This is a genomic window from Ostreiculturibacter nitratireducens, from assembly GCF_032670585.1.
Classification (GTDB): Bacteria; Pseudomonadota; Alphaproteobacteria; order Rhodobacterales; family Rhodobacteraceae; genus Ostreiculturibacter; species Ostreiculturibacter nitratireducens.
In genome coordinates this window covers 51,418-71,901 of record NZ_JAVQHL010000001.1, presented here as the reverse complement: position 1 = coordinate 71,901, position 20,484 = coordinate 51,418, and the positions used below count along the sequence as shown (strand labels likewise).

21 protein-coding genes and 1 tRNA gene are annotated in these 20,484 nt (G+C 65.9%); 10 read left to right on the top strand and 12 right to left on the bottom strand.

What is annotated here, in order from left to right:
- Nucleotides 1–4 precede the first annotated feature (4 nt).
- Complete coding sequence (locus tag ABCN56_RS00375; protein ID WP_343078794.1) at nucleotides 5–898, top strand: NAD(P)-dependent oxidoreductase; 894 nt, start codon at nucleotides 5–7, stop codon at nucleotides 896–898.
- Between the two features lie 656 nt (nucleotides 899–1,554).
- Here ABCN56_RS00375 and ABCN56_RS00370 read toward each other — a convergent pair.
- Nucleotides 1,555–3,558, bottom strand: a complete 2,004-nt coding sequence (locus ABCN56_RS00370) for a hydantoinase/oxoprolinase N-terminal domain-containing protein (protein WP_343078793.1) — start codon at nucleotides 3,556–3,558, stop codon at nucleotides 1,555–1,557.
- A gap of 204 nt (nucleotides 3,559–3,762) precedes the next feature.
- On the opposite strand from ABCN56_RS00370, the gene ABCN56_RS00365 reads away from it, so the two are divergent.
- Entirely contained in the window at nucleotides 3,763–4,293 is a 531-nt protein-coding gene (locus ABCN56_RS00365) for a TIGR00645 family protein (protein ID WP_343078792.1), read from the top strand.
- Here ABCN56_RS00365 and ABCN56_RS00360 read toward each other — a convergent pair.
- Nucleotides 4,290–5,030, bottom strand: coding sequence for an RlmE family RNA methyltransferase (locus tag ABCN56_RS00360; RefSeq protein ID WP_343078791.1), 741 nt, complete (start codon nucleotides 5,028–5,030; stop codon nucleotides 4,290–4,292). The two genes, ABCN56_RS00365 and ABCN56_RS00360, sit on opposite strands and share 4 nt — an antisense overlap.
- Nucleotides 5,031–5,126: 96 nt before the next feature.
- Complete coding sequence (locus ABCN56_RS00355) at nucleotides 5,127–6,239, bottom strand: Ppx/GppA phosphatase family protein (protein WP_343078790.1); 1,113 nt, start codon at nucleotides 6,237–6,239, stop codon at nucleotides 5,127–5,129.
- A 241-nt stretch (nucleotides 6,240–6,480) separates the two neighbouring features.
- On the opposite strand from ABCN56_RS00355, the gene ABCN56_RS00350 reads away from it, so the two are divergent.
- From ABCN56_RS00350 to ABCN56_RS00330, 5 genes are all read left to right on the top strand, one after another.
- The gene (locus ABCN56_RS00350; protein WP_343078789.1) at nucleotides 6,481–6,777 is read left to right on the top strand and encodes a virulence factor; all 297 of its coding nucleotides are present in this window, start codon (nucleotides 6,481–6,483) and stop codon (nucleotides 6,775–6,777) included.
- Nucleotides 6,778–6,803: 26 nt separating this feature from the next.
- Nucleotides 6,804–7,724 carry a methylenetetrahydrofolate reductase gene (locus ABCN56_RS00345; protein ID WP_343078788.1) on the top strand — a complete coding sequence of 307 codons (921 nt, stop codon included), beginning with the start codon at nucleotides 6,804–6,806 and terminating at the stop codon, nucleotides 7,722–7,724.
- A 16-nt stretch (nucleotides 7,725–7,740) separates the two neighbouring features.
- The gene (locus ABCN56_RS00340; RefSeq protein ID WP_343078787.1) at nucleotides 7,741–8,724 is read left to right on the top strand and encodes a methyltetrahydrofolate cobalamin methyltransferase; all 984 of its coding nucleotides are present in this window, start codon (nucleotides 7,741–7,743) and stop codon (nucleotides 8,722–8,724) included.
- A gap of 319 nt (nucleotides 8,725–9,043) precedes the next feature.
- Entirely contained in the window at nucleotides 9,044–11,083 is a 2,040-nt protein-coding gene (locus tag ABCN56_RS00335; protein ID WP_343078786.1) for an ASKHA domain-containing protein, read from the top strand.
- 4 nt (nucleotides 11,084–11,087) lie between these two features.
- On the top strand, nucleotides 11,088–11,744 hold the full coding sequence (locus ABCN56_RS00330; protein ID WP_343078785.1) for a hypothetical protein: 657 nt from the start codon (nucleotides 11,088–11,090) through the stop codon (nucleotides 11,742–11,744).
- 21 nt (nucleotides 11,745–11,765) lie between these two features.
- On the opposite strand, the gene ABCN56_RS00325 is transcribed toward ABCN56_RS00330, so the two are convergent.
- A complete protein-coding gene (locus tag ABCN56_RS00325) occupies nucleotides 11,766–12,545 on the bottom strand; it encodes a crotonase/enoyl-CoA hydratase family protein (RefSeq protein WP_425466051.1) in 780 nt (259 codons plus the stop codon).
- Between the two features lie 168 nt (nucleotides 12,546–12,713).
- Between ABCN56_RS00325 and ABCN56_RS00320 the strand changes: the two genes are divergently transcribed.
- A tRNA-Gly gene (locus tag ABCN56_RS00320) sits at nucleotides 12,714–12,787 on the top strand.
- 45 nt (nucleotides 12,788–12,832) lie between these two features.
- On the opposite strand, the gene ABCN56_RS00315 is transcribed toward ABCN56_RS00320, so the two are convergent.
- From ABCN56_RS00315 to ABCN56_RS00295, 5 genes are read right to left on the bottom strand one after another with little or no spacing between them, the layout of a single operon-like run.
- On the bottom strand, nucleotides 12,833–13,600 hold the full coding sequence (locus ABCN56_RS00315) for a hypothetical protein (RefSeq protein WP_343078783.1): 768 nt from the start codon (nucleotides 13,598–13,600) through the stop codon (nucleotides 12,833–12,835).
- The gene (locus ABCN56_RS00310) at nucleotides 13,600–14,046 is read right to left on the bottom strand and encodes a hypothetical protein (protein WP_343078782.1); all 447 of its coding nucleotides are present in this window, start codon (nucleotides 14,044–14,046) and stop codon (nucleotides 13,600–13,602) included. Before ABCN56_RS00310 ends, ABCN56_RS00315 begins: the two co-directional genes overlap by 1 nt.
- The gene (locus tag ABCN56_RS00305) at nucleotides 14,043–14,627 is read right to left on the bottom strand and encodes a hypothetical protein (RefSeq protein WP_343078781.1); all 585 of its coding nucleotides are present in this window, start codon (nucleotides 14,625–14,627) and stop codon (nucleotides 14,043–14,045) included. Before ABCN56_RS00305 ends, ABCN56_RS00310 begins: the two co-directional genes overlap by 4 nt.
- Nucleotides 14,628–14,634: 7 nt before the next feature.
- The gene (locus ABCN56_RS00300) at nucleotides 14,635–14,772 is read right to left on the bottom strand and encodes a hypothetical protein (RefSeq protein ID WP_343078780.1); all 138 of its coding nucleotides are present in this window, start codon (nucleotides 14,770–14,772) and stop codon (nucleotides 14,635–14,637) included.
- A complete protein-coding gene (locus ABCN56_RS00295) occupies nucleotides 14,766–15,032 on the bottom strand; it encodes a spike base protein, RCAP_Rcc01079 family (RefSeq protein ID WP_343078779.1) in 267 nt (88 codons plus the stop codon). The genes ABCN56_RS00300 and ABCN56_RS00295 overlap by 7 nt, the downstream gene beginning before the upstream one ends.
- Nucleotides 15,033–15,176: 144 nt before the next feature.
- Here ABCN56_RS00295 and ABCN56_RS00290 point away from each other — a divergent pair, with 144 nt between their 5' ends.
- Nucleotides 15,177–15,527: a RidA family protein gene (locus ABCN56_RS00290; RefSeq protein ID WP_343078778.1), complete on the top strand. Its 351-nt coding sequence runs from the start codon at nucleotides 15,177–15,179 to the stop codon at nucleotides 15,525–15,527.
- Nucleotides 15,528–15,591: 64 nt separating this feature from the next.
- Here the strand turns inward: ABCN56_RS00290 and pgi are convergent, their stop codons facing one another.
- Genes pgi through zwf form a run of 3 tightly spaced genes read right to left on the bottom strand, consistent with a single transcriptional unit; the run spans nucleotide 15,592 to nucleotide 19,326 of the window.
- Entirely contained in the window at nucleotides 15,592–17,187 is a 1,596-nt protein-coding gene (gene pgi, locus ABCN56_RS00285) for a glucose-6-phosphate isomerase (protein WP_343078777.1), read from the bottom strand.
- A gap of 1 nt (nucleotide 17,188) precedes the next feature.
- Nucleotides 17,189–17,860 (bottom strand): 6-phosphogluconolactonase, encoded by a 672-nt coding sequence (gene pgl / locus ABCN56_RS00280; RefSeq protein ID WP_343078776.1) that lies wholly within the window; start codon nucleotides 17,858–17,860, stop codon nucleotides 17,189–17,191.
- Nucleotides 17,857–19,326: a glucose-6-phosphate dehydrogenase gene (zwf, locus tag ABCN56_RS00275; protein ID WP_343078775.1), complete on the bottom strand. Its 1,470-nt coding sequence runs from the start codon at nucleotides 19,324–19,326 to the stop codon at nucleotides 17,857–17,859. The genes pgl and zwf overlap by 4 nt, the downstream gene beginning before the upstream one ends.
- Before the next feature lie 190 nt (nucleotides 19,327–19,516).
- On the opposite strand from zwf, the gene ABCN56_RS00270 reads away from it, so the two are divergent.
- The gene (locus tag ABCN56_RS00270; RefSeq protein WP_343078774.1) at nucleotides 19,517–20,467 is read left to right on the top strand and encodes a radical SAM protein; all 951 of its coding nucleotides are present in this window, start codon (nucleotides 19,517–19,519) and stop codon (nucleotides 20,465–20,467) included.
- The last annotated feature ends 17 nt before the right edge of the window (nucleotides 20,468–20,484 follow it).

Here is a 20,484-nt window from a genome sequence, read left to right as displayed (position 1 = left end):
AAGAATGACCGCAGCGAGCGAGAAGATTGGCTTTGTCGGCACGGGCCTGATGGGCCACGGCATGGCCAAGAACATAGTCGAGAAAGGCTATCCCCTCACTGTCATCGCACATCGAAACCGCAAGCCGGTCGAAGACCTCGTTTCGCGCGGTGCGACCGAAGCCGCGTCGCTCGAAGAGCTGGCGCGCGGCTGCTCCATCATCTTCCTGTGTCTCACGGGCGCGCCAGAGGTGGCCGCCGCCGTCGCGGCGCTGAAACCGGGCCTGGCGAAGGGATCGGTCATTGTCGATTGCTCGACCTCGGACCCCACGGTGACTCTCCGCCTCGCGGCGGAACTGGCCGAGATTGGCGTCGACTTCGCCGACGCCCCCCTCAGCCGCACGCCGAAGGAAGCCTGGGCCGGCACGCTGGACTGCATGGTGGGTGCCGAAGACGCCGTCTTTTCCCGGATTGAACCAGTGATCGCCACATGGGCCGCGAAGATCGTGCATATCGGTGCCATTGGCGACGGGCACAAGATGAAGCTTCTGAACAACTTCCTGTCTTTGGGCTACGCCGCGCTCTATTCCGAGGCACTGGCGATGTCGCGCAAGGTGGGGATCCCCGTCGCGAAATTCGACAAGGTGATCCGCGGCGGTCGAATGGATTGCGGCTTCTATCAGACCTTCATGGGCTATGCGCTGGAGGGCAACCGGGAAGCCCACAAGTTCAGCCTGAGCAACGCCTACAAGGACATGCGCTACGTCGAATCGATGGCCAATGCCGTCACGTTGGCAACGCCGATGACGAGCGCGGTGAAGAACTCCTTCGCGTCGGCAATGGCCACTGGCGGCGACGGGCCCGAAGACTATGTGCCGCACCTTTCGGACTTCGTCGCACGCGCGAACGGACTGAAATAGCCACAACTGTCGGGAAATCAGGCCCGGACTCCGGTCCGGGACTTGCTGGTCCGGTCGCGCCTTGCCCGGGGCCTTCCACCCTGCGATCGCGTTCCGGGCGCGGCGGTTTCGAGCGGGCTGCGACGCTATGTCTGACGCGTCCCTTCGCTCGCCAAGGGGCAGCCGGACACGGATGGCAGTACCTCGATCACGGGGGAAATCTCGTCTTCGCGCGGGCAAGTTGGCGCCACCACGAACCGCTTGAGACGGAGGGTGTCGCGGCCAAGCTGGACCGGCACGGCGCGCGGCTAGAGCGCCCGCCGGATCCGCCCCCGCGGGGCGCGCCTCGTGCGACAATGGCAGGACCTGCCGCGCATGACGCACTGAAGGACTGCGCGAAGAATGACGCGGTCTTTGACCACCTGAAGAATATATTGCGCTCTCCCTGACCGGGCTTGGCATCAGCTTCGCGCCGCCCGGTTACATCGGCGAGATCATCCTCGCGCTCGCGGCCGGGTTGTTTTCCTTGGTCGGAACCGATCCAGTGATGGCGACGCACTGCGGGACGGCCCCGACGGGCCGGCGCATGGCCATACACGCCGGGCCTTCGTCGGCGTGGCACGCACGAAAGCCCCTACGCCCCGGGAACCGGACAATCCCCCCGCAGCGGCTTCGGATCACGCGTGGGCGACGCGGGGGCGCCCCGAGGCGACCACCGTTACCGTGGCATTGATGAAGACCTGCTTGCCCTCGATCTCCACCTCGGACAGGTTCCGCTCCGCGATGAGCCGCACGTGCTCCGCGCCAGCTGCCCTGGCACGGCCCATCGCCTCGTCGGACAGCGCGGCCTCGACCGCCGCAAACGCCTCGTCGCGGTCCCCGAAGGACTGCGGCCCGTCCGACAGATGCGCCACGAAACGCCCCTCGCCCGGACTGGTGATTTCGGCCGACACCCGCTGGCTTACCTGCCCGACGACGGCCCCGATGGCGTTGGCGACACCGGCGTGCTCGGGCAGGACCACGGGGCATCCCAGGCGCTTGCCGACAGCCCGGTAATAGTTCGGCGCCGAAGCGCCCAGTCCAATCAGCGGGACCCCGAGCCGTGCCGTGAATTCCAGCACGCCGCGATGTCCGTCCAGGCCTGCGCGGACAATGCGGTGCCGTGCGAGCGGCGCCGGATCCTCGTCGGCGAAGGCGGCGTCTTCCGCGAAGGCTGTCTCGAGCAGGCATTCGACGGTCTGTTCCGTCAACCGGTCGACGATCAGTTGCGCCATCGCGACCGCATCCGTGGCGATGCGTTCGCCGCTGGATTCCCGCTTGCGGGCGAAGAGGCGCAGCCCCTTCTCGGCCGCGCTTGCGTCCCAACTGTCCATGAGGCCGAGGGCGTGGCTCGCGTCAGAGGGAGTGACACCGGAAACCACGACGAGCCCCCGCGCGACGAGCCTGTCGAGAGCGGGCAGGTCCAGCCGGGTCCGCACGACCTCCGACAGCGGCATCGCGCGGGAGATCCGCTCCAGCAGGCCCGCGTCACGGGACGGGAGCCCCGTCGCGAGCCCCGGCACCGGCATGACGAAGACCCCGTCGAACTCGCCCGCGACCTCGGCCGAGAGAGCACGATCAAGGGCGGCGTGCACCATCGCGGGATGCTGCGAAGCCAGCAGGGACACCGGGACCCGCCGACGCGGGCCAAGCCGCACCTCGGTCCGCAGTCCCTGAGGCACAAGCCGAACCTCGCTGTCGCCCCCCAGACCGAAGGTCCGCATCGCGACCGCCTCAACCATGGTCCGGTAGCGCCCGACGCGCGCGCCCTGGGGGTCGATCTCGGGCAGACCGTCGCGAAGAAGCGCCACGTCCGTCGTCGTGCCGCCGATGTCCGAAACAAGCGCGTTCCGTTCGCCACTCAGCCACCTGGCGCCGACGATGCTTGCCGCAGGGCCGGAGAGGATGGTCTCGATCGGCCGTTCGCGCACGATCTCGGCCGAGATCAGCGCGCCGTCGCCCCGCACGACCATCATCGGCACGTGCACGGAGATGTCCTCCAGATGCCGCTCGCAGGCCGAAACCAGACGGTCGATCATGCCGACGAGCCTGGCGTTCAGCACGGCCGTCAACGCGCGCCGCGGCCCGTTCAATTGCGCCGAAAGCTCGTGCGAGCAGGTGACCGGGCGCCCCGTGATCCGCCGGATGACGTCACGGGCCATCCGCTCATGCGCGGTGTTGCGCGTGGCGAAATGCGCGGCCACTGCGAAGGCCTCGACTTCGGAGCCGATCCGGGAGACCTGCCGCTCGAGTTCAGCGACATCCAGCGGCGCGAGTTCGTCGCCGGAATGACCATGCCCTCCGACAAGCCGGATCACCGGGTCGTTGCCGACCGCCTCGGCCAGCCCCGCCCGCTCGAAATCGGAATCGGTGAAGCCGATGAAGACCAGCGCCACGCGGCCGCCCTGCCCCTCCACGAGCGCGTTCGTCGCGAGCGTCGTGGACAGCGAAACGAGCGCGATATCGGACGCCGCGACGCCTGCCTGCGACAGCGCCGCATCTATCGCCCCGCCGATTCCGACGGCCAGGTCGGAACGCGTGGTCAGCGCCTTGGCCCAACCGATGACGCGGCTGGTCCCCTCGTCCAGGATGACCGCATCGGTGTAGGTGCCGCCGGTGTCGACGCCCAGAAAGTAGCGCATGTGTTCTCGCCTCGCGCGGGTAGGGTTCGGGTTGTGCTGTCATGGATGGAGGTTACGGTTTGCGCAAGGGTCGAGTTGAGCCTCCGGTGATCGTCGCGGCTGCCGCGGGTCCGTCCGGACGCGACGGCGTGAGCCGCACGCGGCTCTTTCGCTTTCCCGGATGTTTTGCCATAGAGCGGCCAGTCTGAAGCGGAGGGCCTCGGCATGGAAAAGTTGATCGAACGCGGACTCTTCGCCAGCCGCTGGCTGATGGCGCCGATGTATGTGGGGCTCGTCGGCGCGCTCGCGATCCTCGTCTACGCCTTCCTTGGCGAACTCGTCGATTTCGCACGCGCCTTGCCGGACATCAGCGTGGACGACGCTGTCCTCGGCGTCCTGGCGCTGATCGATCTTTCCCTTGCGGGCAATCTCGTCCTGATCGTCATCTTTTCGGGCTATGAGAATTTCGTCAGTCGCATGGACACGGTCGGGCACGAAGACCGCCCCGACTGGCAGGGAGAGGTCGATTTCTCCACCCTGAAGCTGAAGCTTGTCGCCTCGATCGTCGCGATCTCGGGGATTCACCTGCTCAAGGTCTTCATGGACGTCGACAAATACCCTTCGGAGAAGATCGCGTGGATGGTCACGATCCACCTCGTCTTCGTCGCCTCGGGCGTGCTTCTCGCACTGATGGACTGGGTTTCGATGAAGTCGAAAGGGATGAAGGCCGCGAAGGGCCGCAAGGACGCGGCCTAGTCGCTCTCGTCCCTTTCATCCTCGGGCCGGCCGCGGAATCCGGTGGCGACCACGAATTTCTCCGAACTGTCCGAACGGCTCGCCGGCGGCTTGACGTGCGCGACCTTGGTGAAAGCCTTCTTGAGCCGCGTCTGAAGTTCGCCCTCGGCGCCACCCGCGAGGACCTTGGCGACAAAGGTTCCGCCCTCCTCCAGCACGTCGAAGGCGAAGTCCGCAGCCGCCTCGCACAGCGCGATGATCCGCAGGTGGTCCGTCTGCTTGTGCCCCGAGGCGGCCGCCGCCATGTCCGACATGACGACATCGGCCTTGCCGCCGAGCCAGGCCTTCACCTTCTCGTCCGCGCCTTCGGAGAGGAAATCCAGCTGGTGAATCTCGGCGCCGGCAATCGGCTCGACCTCCTGGAGGTCGACGCCCAGAACCGTGCCGCGCTTCTTGCCTGACTTTTCGCCAAGGGCATTCACCCGCTCGACGGCGACCTGGCACCACCCGCCCGGCGCGCAGCCGAGGTCGACGACCCGCGCCCCCGGAACGAGGAAGTGGAACTTGTCATCCAGTTCGATGATCTTGTAGGCCGCGCGGCCGCGATAGCCATCCTTCTTGGCGCGGATCACGTAGGGGTCGTTCAGTTGCCGCTCGAGCCAGAGCGTCGAGGAGAGCTTGCGCCCCTTCGCCGTCTTGACACGAACCCTCAATTCCCGCTGCCCGCGGCCGCTCTTGCCGCCAGTTTCCTTCGCCATGCCCATTCCACCCGCGCGATCCGCGGTCCTTGTCCTGCTGTTGCCCCAATATCCGCGGCCCGGCTCCGCCGCAATCACTCCGTCCGGAATGCCGGATCAGAAGCGGTCGTCCTCGAGGACGCCGTCGGCCGACATCTGCGCATAGAGAAGTCCTTCGCGCAGCCCCCGGTCCGCCACCGAAAGCCGGTCCGTCGGCCAGATCCGCATCAGCGCCTGAAGGATCGCGGCGCCCGACATGATCAGAGTGTGCCGGTCCCGCCCGATCCGCGGGTCCGTCCGCCGCCCTTCCGGGCCAAGGCTGAGATAGCCGCGGATCACCCGGTCGATCTGGTCCGAGGTCATCCGAAGCCCGTCGACCTTGTTGCGGTCATAGCGGCGCAGGCCGAGATGGCTCGCCGCGACCGTGGTAACCGTCCCCGAGGTGCCGATGATCTGGAACCCCTCGCGAGGATGAGTCGCGTTGTAGGGCGAGAAGTCCGCCAGCTTCTCCTCGAAATACCAGGACATCAGCGCGAAGCGCGCGGCGTCGTCCTCGACATCCGAGAACTGGTCCTTGAGCGTCGCGACTCCCAGGGGAACGCTGATCCAGTCAACGACCTTCGCCGCCGGGAACGGGCTTTCCGGCGGATGGAATCCCGCGTGCAGCCGCATGATCGCGCGCGGCCGCTCGTGCCGTGGAACGGCGGAAAGGTCGATCCAGACGAGTTCCGTCGAGCCGCCGCCGATATCGACCACGAGAAGCTGCTCCGTGCGCGTCGAAACGAGAGGCGCGCAGGCGACGACGGCGAGCCGCGCCTCCTCCTCGGGCTCGATGATCTCCAGCTGAAGCCCGGTCTCCCTTTCGACGTAGCGGACGAAATCGCGGGCGTTGCGGGCCCGCCGGCAGGCTTCCGTCGCAACGAGCCGCATCCGCTTGACGTTGTGCTGCTCGATCTTGCGCCGACAGACCTGCATCGCCTGGACGGTCCGCGACATCGACGCGCGCGAAAGCCGGCCCGAAGCCTCCAGCCCTTGACCGAGCTGAACGGATTTCGAGAAACTGTCGACCACATGGAACTGGCTGCCCTTCGGCTGGGCAATCAGCATGCGGCAACTGTTGGTCCCGAGGTCCAGCGCGGCATATAGCTGCGCCGGGTCGGGCTTCGGGGTGATCGGGGGTTCAACCGGTCTTGGGAACGCGCCCACACCCTCGCGACGCCTGGGCGCCATCTGACACGCCCTCCGGATATCAAGTTGCTTCCAACGTAGTGATGAGGGGCAGCGCAATCAAGCGTCATGGCGCGGCCGCCGAATGATCATGGCGATCAGATTTCACGGCTCGCACACGTTGCGCGACCCCTTATCCCTGCTATCAATACGCGCGCGTCGCATCGCGAAGGCGACATGTCGAAAACCGTCGTCGCATGTCGCGGATCGAGGCGTATCAAGTTCGCGAAAGGAATCGCACATCATGGCAGAGGTTACGATCGTTTACTGGCGCGACATCCCGGCCCAGGTCATCGTGGGCAAGGGACGGCGCGGCGTCAAAAAGCCCCTGCCCGAGCGTTTCGAGCAGGCCATCGACCGTTGCGCGATGAAGGTTGGAGCGCGCGAGACCGATGCGTATCTCGCGGAATGGCGCAAGGCGGCCCCCTACGAGGTGGCTGGTGAGGATGCCGAGGTGGCGGCCGCAGAAGCGGCGCGGATCGAGGCGGATTACGACAACGAGCGCATCAAGGCGCTCATTGCGAATGACGGTTGGGCGTGACACCCCGTGAACTCTGGAGGGCCACGATGGCACTTTTGAAATTCCGCCGCGAGGAAGCTGCGCCGAAGGGCGTTTCTGCCGAGGTCGAGGCTTTTCTCAAGGATTACTCGATCGAGGTGATGCCTCGAACGGCGGAGAAGGTCGAGGACTTCCGCGCCCTTCTGCCGAAGGGCACCCGGGTCTACATCGCCCATATCGACGGCACGCCGATCGATGACATGGTCAAGACCGCCGCGCGTCTCGCCGGCGAAGGCTACACCGTGATGCCGCACTTCCCGGCACGGATCATCGCCAACAAGGCGACGCTCGCCGACTGGATCGCCCGTTACCAAGGTGAGGCAAACGTCAAGCAGGCACTCCTGCTCGCGGGTGGTGTTGCGGAACCGCACGGCGATTTCCACTGCTCCATGCAGCTCCTCGAGACCGGCCTCTTTGACGGGTTCGAGCGTCTTCACGTCGCCGGTCACCCCGAGGGCAACCGCGACATCGATCCGGACGGTTCGGACAAGAACGTGATGGAAGCGCTGCGCTGGAAGCAGGCGTTCTCCGAGCGCACCGACGCGAAGATGGCGCTTGCCACGCAGTTCTGCTTCGAGGCCGATCCCGTCATCGCCTGGGCCAACCGGCTTGCCGCCGAGGGCATCAAGCTGCCGGTCCACATCGGCGTCGCGGGCCCCGCCAAGCTTCAGACTCTCATCAAGTTCGCCATCGCCTGCGGCGTCGGCCCCTCGCTCCGCGTCCTTCAGAAGCGCGCGATGGACGTCACTAAGCTCCTCCTGCCCTACGAGCCGACGGAATTCGTCTCCGCGCTTGCCGCGCACAAGGCGAAGAACCCGGACTTCGGCATCGAGGCCGTGCACTTCTTCCCGCTGGGCGGGATCACCACGAACGCAAACTGGGCTATCGAAAACGGCGGCAAGTCCGCTGTCCCGGCCGCGAAAAGCTGAAGAGATAGGATAAAGAATGACCCGTACCGTTCTGGAATCTAAATCGAAAACCGTTGTCATCGGCTTCGACGAGCCCTTCTGCGTCATCGGCGAGCGGATCAACCCGACGGGCCGCAAGAAACTCGCGGCCGAGCTTGAAGACGGCAACTTCTCGACCGTCGAGAAGGACGCGCTGGAGCAGGTCGCCTGCGGCGCCACCGTTCTCGACATCAACTCGGGCGCCGTCTTCACCAAGAAGATGGCCGAAGACCCGCGCTACGCCGACAACAACTTCGTCGAACCGATGCTGATGCCCGAGCTCGTCAAGCGCGTGCAGGCTCTGGTCGACGTGCCGCTCTGCATCGACAGCTCGGTTCCGGGCGCGCTCGAAGCCGGTCTCGAAGCCTGCGAAGGCCGTCCGCTGCTGAACTCGGTCACCGGCGAGGAAGAGCGTCTCGAACTCGTTCTGCCGCTCGTCAAGAAGTACAACGTGCCTGTCGTGGCGATCTCGAACGACGACACCGGCATCTCCGAGGATCCCGAGGTCCGCTTCGCCGTGGCGAAGAAGATCGTCGAGCGCGCGGCCGACTTCGGCATCCCGGCGCACGACATCGTCGTTGACCCGCTCGTCATGCCGGTGGGCGCGATGGGCTCGGCCGGCCAGCAGGTCTTCACCCTGGTCCGGCGCCTGCGCGAAGAGCTCGGCGTCAACACGACCTGCGGCGCCTCGAACATCTCGTTCGGCCTGCCGCACCGCCACGGGATCAACGCGGCCTTCCTGCCGATGGCGATCGGCGCGGGCATGACCTCGGCGATCATGAACCCCGTCCGTCAAGTCGAGATGGAGGCGATCCGCGCCGCCAACTTCCTGATGAACCACGACCCGAACGGCGGTGAGTGGATCCGCTTCTCCCGCGTGCTGGAAGCCGTGGAACAGGGCACGCCCTTCGCCGAAGCCTCCGCTGCCGCGGCGGCCAGTGGCCGTGGCGGGCGCGAAGGCCGTCGCCGCGCGCGCGGCTGAGCCTGCCCAAGATTCCCATGTCCCGGACCGCTCCGGGGCATGTTCTCCCCTGCCTCCCCCGCGTCACCACCGTTGCACCGCAACGGCCCTCCCTCGTCGCGGGGGTAGCAGTGCGAGTCCGCAGACCATGCGGTCTTCGTGAGCGGGCCGCCTGTCGATCCTCCCCGACCTTGGCGGCCCCGCTGCGACACGCTGACGACGCTTAGCGACAGCATTTCACCCGACGAAGCCGCAAGCTGACCATCAGTTGCCGCGGACGGACCTTGCGCCCGGCGGACCCTCGCCTAGAAATGGCGAGCGGACAGGCAAAGGGGATATCATGAGCGACGACGCCCTCGTCATTTTCACGCCATCGGGCAAACGCGGACGCGTTCCCGTCGGCACGCCGGTGCTCACGGCTGCGCGCAAACTCGGGGTCGACCTCGACTCGGTCTGCGGCGGGCGCGGCATCTGCTCGAAATGCCAGATCACGCCTTCCTACGGCGAATTCCCGAAGCACGGCGTCACCGTGTCCGAGAGCGCGCTGTCGGAATGGAACGCCGTCGAGGAGCGCTATGACCGCATCCGCGGCCTGAAGGAAGGCCGACGCCTGGGATGCCAGGCCAAGGTCATGGGCGACGTCGTCATCGACGTGCCGCCCGAAAGCCAGGTACACCGCCAGGTGATCCGCAAGTCGGCGACGGCTCGGGCCATCACCATGGATCCCGCCGTGCGGCTCTATTACGTCGAGGTGCAGGAACCCGACATGCACGAGCCGACTGGCGACTTCCAGCGGCTCTCCGCCGCCCTCGCCGCGCAATGGCAGATCGAGGGGGTGGAGGCCGACATGCCTATCCTCCGGCGCCTCCAGCCCACGCTGCGCAAGGGCGAATGGAAGATCACGGTCGCCGTCCACCGCGACCACAAGGGCCGCGCCAGGATCGTCGATTTCTGGCCGGGGTTCCACGACGCTCCGCTTCTCGGCCTCGCGATCGACCTCGGCTCCACGACGATCGCCGCGCATCTGTGCGACCTCACCGACGGCCGCGTGCTTGTGTCCTCGGGCCTGATGAACCCGCAGATCCGCTTCGGCGAAGACCTGATGTCGCGCGTATCCTACGCGATGATGAACCAGGGCGGTGACCAGGAGATGACGACGGCCGTGCGCGTCGCGCTGAACGGCCTTGCCGAGGCCATCGCGACAGAGGCCGGCGTGAGCCCTACGCAGATCGTGGAAGCGGTGTTCGTCTGCAACCCGGTGATGCACCACCTCCTTCTCGGAATCGACCCCGTCGAACTGGGGCAGGCACCTTTCGCGCTGGCGACGTCCGAAAGCGTCTCGATTGCGGCCACCGACATCCAGCTGACCACGCTGAACCCCGGCGCGCGGGTCTACGTGCTGCCCTGCATCGCGGGCCATGTCGGCGCCGACGCCGCGGCCGTGGCCCTGTCGGAAGAGCCTTACAAGTCGGAGGACCTCGCGCTCATCGTCGATGTTGGAACGAACGCCGAGATCCTTCTTGGCAACAAGACCCGCGTCCTCGCCTGTTCCTCGCCCACCGGCCCCGCCTTCGAGGGCGCCCAGATCAGTTCCGGCCAGCGCGCGGCGCCCGGCGCGATCGAGCGGGTGGAAATCGACCCCGCGAACAAGGAACCGCGCTTCAAGGTCATTGGCTGCGACCTCTGGTCCGACGATCCCGGTTTCGCCGCAGCGACGGCCGCGACCGGTGTCACGGGGATCTGCGGCTCCGGGATCATCGAAGCGGTGGCCGAGATGCGGATGGCCGGTCTTCTCGACCCATCCGGGCTCATCGGATCGGCCGAGCTCGCGGGCTCCCCGCGTTGCGAGCCGCAGGGCCGCACCCACGCCTATCTCCTGCATGACGGGACCGAGGATGGCGGGCCGCGCATCCTCGTAACCCAGGGTGACATCCGCGCGATCCAGCTCGCGAAATCCGCGCTCTATGCCGGTGCGCGGCTCCTTATGGACGAGATCGGCGTGGATACCGTGGACCGCGTGATCCTCGCGGGTGCGTTCGGCGCGCACATCAGCCCGAAGCACGCCATGGTCCTTGGCATGATCCCGGACTGCCCGCTCGACAAGGTCACGAGCGCGGGCAACGCCGCCGGCACCGGGGCGCGCATCGCGCTCTGCAATGTCGGCGCGCGCGCAGGCATCGAGGATCAGGTCCGCCAGATCCACAAGGTGGAAACCGCGATCGAGCCGCGCTTCCAGGAGCATTTCGTGGCGGCGAACGCGATCCCCCATGCCACCGCGCCCTTCCCGGAACTGGAGAAGGTCGTGACGCTGCCCGAGGTGTCCTTCAACGTCGGCGGCAGCGGCGCGGAAGCAGGCGGCCGCCGGCGCCGGCGCGGTTAAGCAGATGGGCGCGGCGTCGGACAGGTTGGTCTTTCTCCTCCTGTCCCTCGCCGTGCTCCCCGCGGTCCTCTCGCTTCCGCCGGAGGCTGCGGAGCGTTTCCGGGCCTTCAGTCTCGGCTTGCCGGCGCCCGCCGCGGTCTTTCTTGCCGCCGCCATCGGCGTCGTCACCCTCTCAGCGCTCGAAGGTCTCGGCTTCCGGCGGGGCGTACCTGAACGTCCTGTCCGGGGCCTCGCTCTTGCCGCTGCCCTCGCATCGCTTCTGGCGGCGCCGCCGATCGTGATCGACCTGACCAACCCCTTCGCGGCGGATATCAACACGCCCTTGCCGGAAGCGCTGCTGTTCTACCCCGCGATCGCGATTGTCGCCGAAGCGGCACTCCACCTTTTGCCGCTTGCCCTGGTCTTCGCCGCCACGCGAAGCACTGTCGTCGCCACAATCGTGGCAGCACTCACGGAGCCCATATTCCAGACCGCCTTCGCGCCGACGGAACAGCCGGCCTGGCAGACCGGCTTCGTGGCTCTGCACGTCTTCGTCTTCGGCGCGGTTGGCCTCACGCTTTACCGGCGATACGGCCTCGTCGCCCTCATCGGGCTCCGCGTGGTCTATTACCTCTGGTGGCACATCTTCTGGGGCGCCGCGCGGCTCTCGCTTCTGTTCTGACGCCGGAAAGGAGCGTTCGGTTCACTTCGGCCGGACCCGTGCCGCGGTCTTGTTGGCGAAAGCCTCGAGCCGTTCCCTCGACGCAGGCTGCGTGTTCACGATCCCTGCGACGACCGCCTCGGCGTAGGAGGCATCCAGTGCCGACATGTTCTGCATGTGGGAGATCGCCGAGCAGATCGCAAAGTTGCTGAGCGGCGGGTTCTCTGCCGCCGCGCGCGCAAGCTCCATCGCCTTGTCCTCCGAGGAGCCCTCGACGAGATACTGGCAGAGCCCCACCTCGACCGCCTCGCGGCCCTTGTAGATGCGCCCCGTCAGCATCATGTCGATCATCCGCGCCTTGCCGACCAGGTCGGCCACCCGGATCGTCGCCCCGCCCCCGGTGAAGAGGCCGCGCTGGCCTTCCGGCAGCGCGAAATAGGTCTTCGAATCCGCCACCCGGATGTGCGCGGCGGAAGCGAGTTCCAGCCCGCCCCCCACGACCGCGCCCGTCAGCGCGGCGATGACCGGGATGCCGGAGTATTCCATCTTGTTGAACGCCTCGTGCCAGCGCAGGCAGAGATGCATGAACTCCTCCGGACGCCGATCTTCCTTGTGGTGTTCCACGAGGTCGAGCCCGGCGGAGAAGTGGTCACCTTCCCCCCGAAGGACGATGGCGCGGACGTTCGAGCGCGGGAGGACCGTGAAGAAGTCGATGAGTTCCTCGATCGTCGCGGCGTTCAGCGCGTTGCGCTTCGTCGGGCGGTTCAGCGACAGGATACCCACGTCCCCATCGCGCCTGAAGGCGAGGTTGCTGAATTCCATTCCCGCAATTTCACGCATATGCACCGCTCCTCCGCTCGACTTGCGGCGATCCTATGTGCGCCGCGAACAAGGGACAACCGCCAACGAGCCGCCCCTAAACCGGATGACGAAGCGTCACTACCGACCCCATTGACGCGGGTGCGCGTCTGACATACCTCTGGCGGCGTCGCGGGTGTAGCTCAATGGTAGAGCAGAAGCTTCCCAAGCTTACGACGAGGGTTCGATTCCCTTCACCCGCTCCAATCCTCACAGCTCGACAACTTCATCGACAACCGGCGTCCGTCTGGTCACAGGGCGACGCCCGCCTTCGTCGCCATCCATTCCTCTGCCGCCGCCTGTTTCGCGTCGTCGTCCGCGTTCATCAGGATCACGCCGTAGATTCGATGGTTGCCGGGGTTCCCGGCTGACTGGGCGCTCTCGCCATGGATGCCGCAATATGCACTCGTGCTTGAGGGCGCCAGGCCTGGGTTCACCGACGTCACAACGAGTTTTTCCGCACCATCGAGGAAGAACCGCGCATCCCCGTAGAGATCGCCGGCACCCCGCCGCCACGTCCCGACATGGCTGACACCAATGTCGCTCGCCCCGAACAGAAGCGCCCCGCCGTTGTAACGCCAAGACCACCCGTCGGAGCCACAAGCCCCGGCAAGGCACGTCGTTGGCTTTGGCCCGCCGAGCACCCAGAACCTGTCGTCGGCCGTCTTGTTCGCCAGGATCATCAGGCCGACAACAACAGTCAGGTCAGGATCCGCCCCGAGCGCGAACCGCGAGGCGACGTTGAGGCAATCATTGCTTCCGTCGGCCTGAAGCCAGTGGAGGCCGCCTGACGCCTTGTAGAGCGGACGATAACTGGCGCCCCCTTGCGAGAAGAAGCCGCCCGCCGTTCCCTTGTTGTTGATCCGTGCGACGGGTTGACCGTCGGCCGTCACGGGGATTGTCCCGGCAGTGTCCTGCCAGAGCGTCGAAAGGTCCGACGGGTCCAGCCACACCAGCGCCGTCGAGGGGTCGAAGGCCAAGCCGCCGGACGCCCCCATCATCATCGCCTGTCCGAACATCAGAGAGTCAGAGCCTCCAGCCATGCCGCGTCGAGATCAGCCGGGGTCATCCCGGTGGCGGCGGCAAGTGCCGTCATAAAAGGATCGTCCCGGTGATAACTCTGCGCGCGGCGATACTTTGCCTGCGCGATGGCGCGTTGAGCGAGGTCGGGAATGGCGTCGATGGCAGCCTCTATGTCGGCGGCCATCCCCCTGTGGCGCAGGATCTCAACCATTGCATCGAACTGGTAAGGCTCGAGGGCCTGGCCAAGCGGATCAGAGTCAGGCGCTGGTGGAGGCGCCCATTCAAATGCCTCGAAGCCGAGTGTTGCGAGCTCCTCGGGCGACAGGCGCGACAGCGTGCCGCGTCCGTAGGACACCTCGTAGCCGAGGTCCGCATTGAACAGCGTGAAGGCCGCGTCCGGGGCGATGTTCTCGCCAAGTACAGGGTGTCTGTAACGGATCATGCCTTGAAATCTCCCGCAAAGACGCAGAGCAAATCGGTGCCGTCGAAGAGGCCGCTGATCATGTCGATCGCGTTGGTCGCGGCAGTCAGGGCCGGAGTCCCGCCCGCGAACTTGAAGATCGCACCGAAGCCGAGCGTGCGCCCGCCCGTTGCGTCCTGTTTCACCCGCCACGTGTAGACCTTGCCGGCCACGAGGTTCGTCGGGTTCGCAAGGACGCGGTTTCCGGCCAGCGTGACGGTGAAGATGTTCGACTGGCTCGCATCCGTCATGATCGTCGCGGCGTCGGTCAGAGCTGCGGGCGCGACGCCCTGCGCCCTCGTGAAGACCTGCGCCACCCCCAACGCGGCCTTGCCGGAGAGATCGCTGACAAGGTCGGTCACCGTCGACTGGGCCTGCGTTCCGGTATGCGTCGCGCGATCGCGAAGTGCGGCGTCAGTGGCGTTGGCCGTCGCGCCCGCTTCCACGCCCACGAGCTTGGCCTTTTCGGCGTCCGTGAAGGCGTTGGTGTCCGGGTTGGCTTCGTAGCGCAGCTTGACCGCCTGGTTAAGGTCGGCCGCGCCACCGGGATTGAATTCGGTCATGGCTGTCTCACTCGGCGAGGAATGTGATCTCGGCACCGTCGAAGGTCATCACGGCGCCGTCTGAGGTCAGCGCGTCCACTCCCGACCCCGGGCCGGAGCGCGTGCTGGTGATCTGGAGAAACCGGATCGCGACCCGCATCACCATCCAACCATGATGCCGGTGGCGGAGGTGCCCGTTGCGTGGATGCGCGTGAGTTCCATCAGGTGCCAGCCCGCGACCAGGACCGGCGTCATGAGCGTCTCCCCGCCGCGCGTCGTCACCTTCAGCGTGCCGTCTGTGGCGAGGTAGACCCACTGCGACACCTGCGCGAGGTCCTCGCTGTCGCTCGGCGTCACCAGAGCCAGGTGCGTCGGCCCACCTGCGGGTCCTCGTGCTGAAGTCTTGTAAGTGTCGATTGCCGGCATGTTTGCGCCCTTGTATGAGGAATGGTCCGAACCCTCGGGTTCGCCTGATGGCAGGACCCTAGGGAAATTCCTTTAATCTTCCTGAAAGGCACCGTGCGCTGGCCGGCGGACGAGGGCGAGGCGCAAACTTCGAAGGGAAATACCATGTCCGATATCACCCGTATCGAAACCGGCCCGCGCCTGAGCGAGGCCGTCATCCACAACGGAATCGTCTATCTCGCCGGCCAGATCGGCAATCCCGGCGACAGCGTCGCGGACCAGACGCGCACCTGCCTTGCCGAAGTCGACCGCGTTCTCGCGCTGGCCGGAACCGACAAGACCCGGATCCTGACCGCACAGGTCTGGCTTGCCGACGTTTCCACCGCGGCCGAGATGAACGCCGCCTGGGATGAATGGGTCCCCCAGGGCCACACCCCGGCCCGCGCGACGGGCGAAGCGAAGCTCGTGAACCCCGACTATCTCATCGAGATCATCGTCACGGCGGCTCTGAAGTAAGGCATCCCGCGCTGCGCCGCCGGCCAATGGCGCAGCGCGTTCCGCTTTCGAATGCGCCCGTCTCTCAGGATCTGAGGTATTTCACAAGCATCCGGGTGGAAGCGTCCTTGTTCCCCGCGCTTTCCCGGCCGTCGAGGATCGGCGTGAGCGTCAGCGCCAGTTCCTTGCCAAGCTCCACGCCCCATTGGTCGAAGGAATTGATCCCGAGGATCGCCCCTTCCACGAACACCCGGTGTTCGTAGAGCGCGATGATCTGGCCCAGCGTGTAGGGCGTGAGCTTCCGGTACAGCAGCGTCGTCGAGGGACGGTTGCCCGGGAAGACCCGGTGCCGCGCCTGCCGCTCCAGTTCCGCGCCCTGAAGCCCCTTCTTCGCCATGATCGCGCGCGCCTCTTCAAGCGAACGGCCGCGCATCAGCGCCTCCGACTGCGCGAGGCAGTTGGCGGCGAGGAGCAGGTGCTGGTGGGCGAGCTCCGGCTCGTGGCCCTCGGCGGCCAGCATGAACTCGCAGGGGACGACCCGTGTGCCCTGGTGGATCAGTTGAAAAAAGGCGTGCTGCCCGTTCGTTCCGGGTTCGCCCCAGACGACCGGACCGGAATGCCGCTCGAGGTCGCTGCCGTCCATCGACACGCGCTTGCCGTTCGACTCCATCTCAAGCTGCTGGAGATAGGCCGGAAGCCGGGCAAGCCTTTGATCGTAAGGAAGAACCGCGCGGGTGGCATGGCCGCAGATCTGGTTGTGCCAGATTCCAACGAGAGCCAGCAGAACGGGAAGGTTGTCCGAGAAGGGTGCCTCGCGGAAATGGCGGTCCATGGACGCCCCGCCGTCGAGGAAGCCCCTGAAATTCCCCGGCCCGATCGCGAGCATCAGCGAAAGCCCGATCGGCCCCCACATCGAATAGCGCCCGCCGACCCAATCCTCGAATCCGAAGACCCGTTCCGGCGCGATCCCGAACGCCTCCGTCTTGTCGGTCGCTGTGGAAACCGCCGCGAACTGCGCGCCCGGATCGGCGACCTTCTCGGCCATCCAGCGCTTGGCCGTCTCGGCGTTCGTCATCGTCTCGATTGTCGTGAACGTCTTCGAGGCGACGACCACGAGCGTCGTCGCCGGGTTGAGCGACTTCAGCACGTCATGGATATGCGCACCGTCGACGTTGGACACGAAATGGCAGCGCGGCCCGTCGTGGTAGGGCGCAAGCGCCAGCGTTGCCATCGCCGGGCCAAGGTCGGACCCGCCGATCCCGATGTTGACCACGTCCGTGATCCGGCCGCCCTGCCCCGTGAAGCCCCCAGAGCGCACAGCCTCTGCGAAGCATTCCATCCGCTCGTGCGTCGCGCGCACCTCCGGCATGACGTCGAGGCCGTCGACCTTCACGCTCGCATCGAGGTTCCTCAGCGCCGTGTGAAGCACCGCGCGCCCCTCGGTGTCGTTGATCCTCCGACCGGCGAACATGGCTTCGCGCTTTTCGGCAACACCGGTCGCCTCCGCCAGCGCGACAAGCAGGGCACGCCCCTTCTGGTCGATATTCGTCTTCGAGTAGTCGAACAGAAGTCCATCCGTCCGCACCGAGAAGTCCTCCGCACGCGCATCGTCGAACAGCGACAAGACCGAGCGGTCCCGCACACCGGCGTGGTGGCTCTTCAGGTCATCCCAGATCGTCATGTCATTCGGCCCAGTGAACGGTTGCATTGGCGAGAACCGCGCGCACGGGTGCCTCTTCCGGCGGCAGCCTCTGCGCCCGCTGGAGCGCGGCGCGCTTCTCGGGGCCCAGGATCAGGATGTGGCAGGCCATCGCGTCCGAGAGGACACGCGCGGACAGCGTGATCCTGGCCTCGCCCGCGGTCTCCGCCCGCATCGGCACGAGGATCGGCGCCTCGGGATGGAGCGCCTCCTTCAGCCGGTCCGCACCTGGAAAGAGCGATGCGGTGTGCATGTCCGTACCCATCCCCAGCAGGAGAACGTCGATCGGCAGATAGGGTTCGATCCCCTCGGACAGTTCCGAGAGGCGCCACTCCGGCTCATCCGCCTCCACATAGAGCGGCACCAGGGTCGCCGCCGCCGCCCGCCCCTTCAGGAGCCGTTCGCGCAGAAGCCGCGTGTTGGACCGGGGCGATGACTCCGGAACCCAGCGCTCGTCGTTCAGGAAGACCACGACGCGCTCCCACTCCAGCCGCAAATCGCTGAGCACGTCGAAGACCGGACCGGGCGTGGTCCCGCCCGGCACGCAGAAACTCACCCGGTCCTTCTGGCGCAGCGCCGCGCTGAGTTCCGAGGCGAGCTGGTCCGCAAGGTCGAAGAACATCAGTTCCCGGTCGGGATATTCGACGAAGTTCACTCCCTTATCTCCCTCCAGCGTCTGCCGTCCCTGTGCAGAAGCATAAGCGCATCCTCCGGCCCCGAGGAACCCGCGTCGTACTTCCGTGGCTTGTCTTCGCGCGCCTCCCATCCGGCGATGATGGGATCGGTCCAGGCCCAGGCGGCCTCGACCTCGTCGCCGCGCATGAAGAGTGTCTGGTTGCCCCGGATTACATCCATGATCAGCCGTTCGTAGGCGTCGGGAATATCGGTCCCGTCTTCACCAAGCGCCTCCGCGAAGGACATGTCCAGAGGCACTTCGGTAAGCCGCATGCCGCCGGGTCCCGGCTCCTTGATCATGACGGTCATGTTCATGCCTTCGTTTGGCTGAAGCCGGATCGTCAGCACGTTCGGGCTCCAGCTTTCATCTTCCCCGAAGATCGAATGCGGCGGCTCCTTGAAGATCACGGCGATCTCCGAGGCCCGCGCGCGCAGCTTCTTGCCGGTGCGCAGGTAGAAGGGCGTGCCTTTCCAGCGCCAGTTGGCGATGTTCACCTTGAGGGCGATGAAGCTCTCGCAGATCGAGGCCGGGTTGCCCACGTCTTCGAGGTAGGAATTGACGCTTGTTCCGTCCTTGCGCCTGTGGCCGAGATACTGGCCCCGGACGATGTCCTCCGAGCCCACGGGCTCGAGCGCGCGGATCACCTTGAGTTTCTCGTCGCGCACGGCGTCCGGGTCGAAGCGGTATGGCGGCTCCATGGCGATAAGACAGAGAAGCTGCATCAGGTGGTTCTGCACCATGTCCCGCATGGCGCCCGACTTGTCGTAATAGCCGCCGCGCCCGCCCACGCCGACGGTTTCGGCGACCGTTATCTGCACGTGGTCAATGTGCCGCGCATTCCAGAGCGGCTCGAACAGGATATTGGCGAAACGGACGGCCATGAGGTTCTGAACCGTTTCCTTGCCGAGGTAATGGTCGATCCGGTAGATCTGCCGTTCCTCGAAATGCTCCGCCAGCGTCGCGTTGAGTTCCTGCGCGGAGGCGAGGTCGCGTCCGAATGGCTTTTCCACCACGATCCGGCTGTTTGGGTCGGCAATGCCGTGGCTCTGAAGCCGCTCTGCCAGCGCGCCGAAGAGCGATGGTCCGACCGAGAAGTAGAACGCGTGGACAGTTTCCTTCCGCATCCGAGCGGCCAGCGCGTCCCAGCCGCCCGTCCCCGTGGCGTCGATCGCCACGTAGCCGACCCTCTCCAGGAAATCGACGACGGACGCCTCGTCACGCCGGCTGGCGGGCACGAATTCATCAAGCGCGGCGGCAACTTGCTTGCGGAAGCCGAAATCATCCATCTCGGACCGGGCCGCCCCGATGATCCTCGCTTCCTCCGGCATCTGCCCGTCACGGAACCGGCGATACAGCCCCGGAAATATCTTGCGCCGCGCAAGGTCTCCGGTGGCTCCGAAGATCACCAGATCGAATGGATCAACCGGAATTACGCGCGAAACCATTTCTGCCCTCTTCTGCCGCTGCAGGCGCCGTTAGCGCTAACGGACGCGCTTCTACCCGCATCGCGCGCGCAAGTCTAGCAAAGGATGCGCCCTCAAGACACTGGTTCACGGCTGCGTCAGGATTGAAATTAGGCGCTTTTCAGCCGGCCGACCCCGCGCTACCGATTCCCCTCGGACCACGGGAGAAGACATGGACCAGACTGTCAATCGAGCCAACCGGGGCAAGTTCGAGGATCGCAAGGTGACCGCCAAGGGCGAGTTGCGGGCGAGCGTTCGCCTGTCCGCGCCGCAGACCCTCTGGTTCAATACGGGCACGCTCTGCAACATCACCTGCGCGCACTGCTACATCGAAAGCTCTCCGACAAACGACAGGCTGGAATACATCACCGGGGCCGAGGTCGCCGCGTTCCTCGACGAACTCGAAGAACGCAAATGGGGCGTCACGGAAATCGGTTTCACCGGCGGCGAGCCCTTCATGAATCCGGAAATGATCGACATGGCCCGCGACGCGCTCGGTCGTGGCTACAATGTCCTGATCCTGACGAACGCGATGCAGCCAATGCAGCGGCCGTCCGTGAAATCGGGACTTCTGGCCCTGAAGGAAGACTTCGGCGACCGCCTCGTCCTTCGTGTGTCGCTGGACCATCCCGATCGTGAATTGCACGAAGAGGAACGCGGTTCCGGCAGCTACAAGCGCACCCTCCAGGGAATGGACTGGCTCGCCCGGAACGGAATCCGGATGACCGTCGCCGGACGCAGTCTTTGGCACGACGAAGAAGCCGATCTGCGCGCAGCCTTCGCGAGACTTTTCGCCGCCCGTGGTTATCCGATTGACGCGGCCGACCCGTCTCAATGCGTGATCTTCCCCGAGATGGACGAAAACGTCGAGGTGCCGGAAATCACGACCGCCTGCTGGGGAATCCTCGGCAAGAGCCCCGAGTCCGTCATGTGCGCCAGTTCGCGCATGGTCGTGAAGCGCAAGGGCGCTCCTCGCGCCTCCGTCGTCGCCTGCACGCTCCTGCCCTATGCGCCCGAATTCGACCTTGGCGAAACGCTTGCCGAAGCGGAATCCGAGGTCTACCTGAATCATCCGCATTGCGCGAAGTTCTGCGTGCTCGGCGGCGCAAGCTGCTCGGCCTGAAAAACAAGACAAGGGGG